Here is a 2,687-nt window from a genome sequence, read left to right as displayed (position 1 = left end):
CGCTCTCCCGATCGGCCCCGCGCCCGCGACGTACAGGTCGCCGGGCACGCCGGGCGGCACCGGCCGCAGCCGCTCGTCCAGCACGTACACCCGGGCGTTGGTGATCGGCCGGCCGATCGGCGGCGCGCCGGAGCCGGGGGTGAGCGGGTCGCTCATCGTCGCGCACACCGTGGTCTCGGTCGGACCGTAGGCGTTGATCATCCGGCGCCCGGGCGCCCACCGGGCCACCAGTTCCGGCGGGCACGCCTCCCCGGCCACGATCAGCGTCGCCACCGTCAGCGAGTCCTCCGGCAGGGCGGCCAGGACGGACGGGGGCACGGTCGCGTGGGTGACGGCGAGGTCCGGGTCGGTCAGCGCGGCGACCGGGTCCGCCGCGGGCGGCAGCACCAGGGCCGCGCCGCGCAGCAGGGCGGTGTAGATCTCCGACACCGAGGCGTCGAAGCTGGGCGAGGCGAACTGGAGCACCCGGCTGTCGGGCTCGATCGCGAACCGTTCGATCTGGGCGGCGACCAGGCTGGCCACGCCGCCGTGGGCGACCACGACGCCCTTGGGGCGGCCGGTCGAGCCGGAGGTGTAGATCACGTAGGCCGGCTGCCGGACGTCGAGGGTGACCTCGGGGTCGGTGTCGGGCCACTCCGCGACGTCGGCCACCATCGGCGGGTCGTCGACCACCACGGCCGGGCGGGCGTCGTCGAGCATGAACGCGATCCGGGCGGCGGGGTACGCCGGATCCACCGGCAGGTAGGCGGCACCGGCCTTGAGCACGCCCAGGACGGCCACCACCGCTTCCACCGACCGTGGCAGGGCCACCGCGACCAGCTGCTCCGGCCCCACTCCGCGGGCGATCAGCGAGTGCGCGAACCGGTTGGCCCGTGCGTTCAACTGGCGGTACTTCAGTTCCAGGTCGCCACTGACCAGGGCGACCGAATCCGGCGTCGCCGCCACCTGGGCGGCGAAGGCCTGCGGCACCGGGACGGCGGCCACCTCGCGGGCGGTCGCGTTGCCCCGCTCCAGCAGGTGGTGCCGCTCGTCGGCGTCGAGGAGGTCGATCCGTCCGATCGGCTGCTCCGGGTCGGCGGTGACGGCCTCCAGCAGGAGCGTCCAGCGCCGGGCCAGGGCGGCGACCGTCGAGTGGTCGAACAGGTCGGTGGCGTACTCCACCGCGCCGGCGATCCCGGCCGGGCTCCCGTCCGGACCGAACTGTTCGGCGAGGCTCACACCGAGGTCGAACTTGGCGGTCCCGGTGGGCACCGCGTAGGTGGCGACGTCCAGGCCGGGCAGCGAGAACCGGCCCATCGGCGCGTTCTGCACGGCGAGGATGGTCTGGAACAGCGGGTGGTGCGACAGCGACCGGGAGGGGTTCAGCACCTCCACCAGGTGCTCGAACGGCACGTCCTGGTGCGCGAACGCCGACAGCGCCGTCTCCCGTACCCGCCCGAGCAGTTCGGCGAAGCCCGGGTCCCCGCTCGTGTCCGTGCGCAGCACCAGCGTGTTCACGAAGAACCCGACCAGCTCGTCCAACGCCTCGTCGGTCCGCCCCGCGATCGGGCTCCCGATCGCGATGTCCGTCCCCGCACCCAGCCGCGTGTACAGCGCGGCGAGGCCCGCCTGCAGCACCATGAACAGACTGGTGCCGGTGCGCCGCGCCAACTCCAGCAGCGCCACGTGCAGTTCGGGGCTCAGCTCCAGGCCGACGTGGTCCCCGTGCCACCCGGCGACCGCAGGGCGCGGCCGGTCGACGGGCAGCCGGAGCAGCTCCGGAAGGCCGGACAACTGGCGCTTCCAGTAGTCGAGCTGCTCGGCGAAGCGGCTGTCCGGGTCGGCGGCGTCGCCGAGCAGGTCGCGCTGCCACAGCGTGTAGTCGGCGTACTGCACCGGCAGCTCCGGCCGGCCCGGCTCCCGGCCCTCGCACCGGGCGGCGTAGGCCTCGGCCAGGTCACGGGCCAGCGGGCCGGTGGACCAGCCGTCACCGGCGATGTGGTGCATGACCACCAGCAGCACGTGCTCGTCCGGCTTCTCCGCCACCGCGAACAGCTCCGCGCGCAGCGGCGGCTCCGCCGCGAGGTCGAACGGCCGTCGGGCGAACTCGGCTAGCCGGTCCTGCAGTTCGGCCGCCGGCACGTCGGTCAGCCGCGCCCGGGGCCGGGCCTCGGCCGGGTCCAGCACGCGCTGGCACGGCACGCCGTCGACCTCCGGGAACACCGTGCGCAGGCTCTCGTGCCGGGCCGCCACGTCGGCCAGCGCCGCGTCCAGCGCCGCCCGGTCGAGCGTTCCGGTCAGCCGGAGTGCCAGCGGGATGTGGTAGGTGGCGGCGCTGCCGTCCATGCGGTGCAGGAACCAGAGCCGGCGCTGGGCGAAGGAGAGCGGCACCGCCTCCGGCCGCTCGTGCGCGGTCAGCGCCGGGCGGACCAGGCCCGCGTCCGCGGCCAGCGCCCCGGCCAGACCGGCCACGGTGGGCGACTGGAAGAGCGCGCGCAGCCCGAGCTCGACGCCGAGCACCGAGCGCACCCGCGCGGTCAGCCGGGTGGCGAGCAGGGAGTGCCCGCCCAGGTCGAAGAAGTCCTCGTCGACGCCGACCTGCGGCACGCCGAGCACCTCGGCGAACAGGCCGCACAGGATTCGACCCCCGCTTCAACGTCAAGTACCGCGACGACAAGAGCTACCCGGAGCTCGCGGTCACCCTCGAC

Annotated in this window: 1 protein-coding gene; it reads right to left on the bottom strand. The window is 74.7% G+C overall.

The genetic code is table 11. The annotated features are described in order from the left end of the window. Positions 1 to 2,607 (bottom strand): condensation domain-containing protein (locus tag ABZ885_RS39110; protein ID WP_360199661.1); only part of this gene is annotated, 2,607 nt, incomplete at its 3' end. Positions 2,608 to 2,687: the final 80 nt, after the last annotated feature.

The organism is Kitasatospora sp. NPDC047058 (assembly GCF_040643935.1).
Taxonomy (GTDB): Bacteria; Actinomycetota; Actinomycetes; order Streptomycetales; family Streptomycetaceae; genus Kitasatospora.
This window is presented reverse-complemented; position numbering and strand designations above follow the sequence as displayed.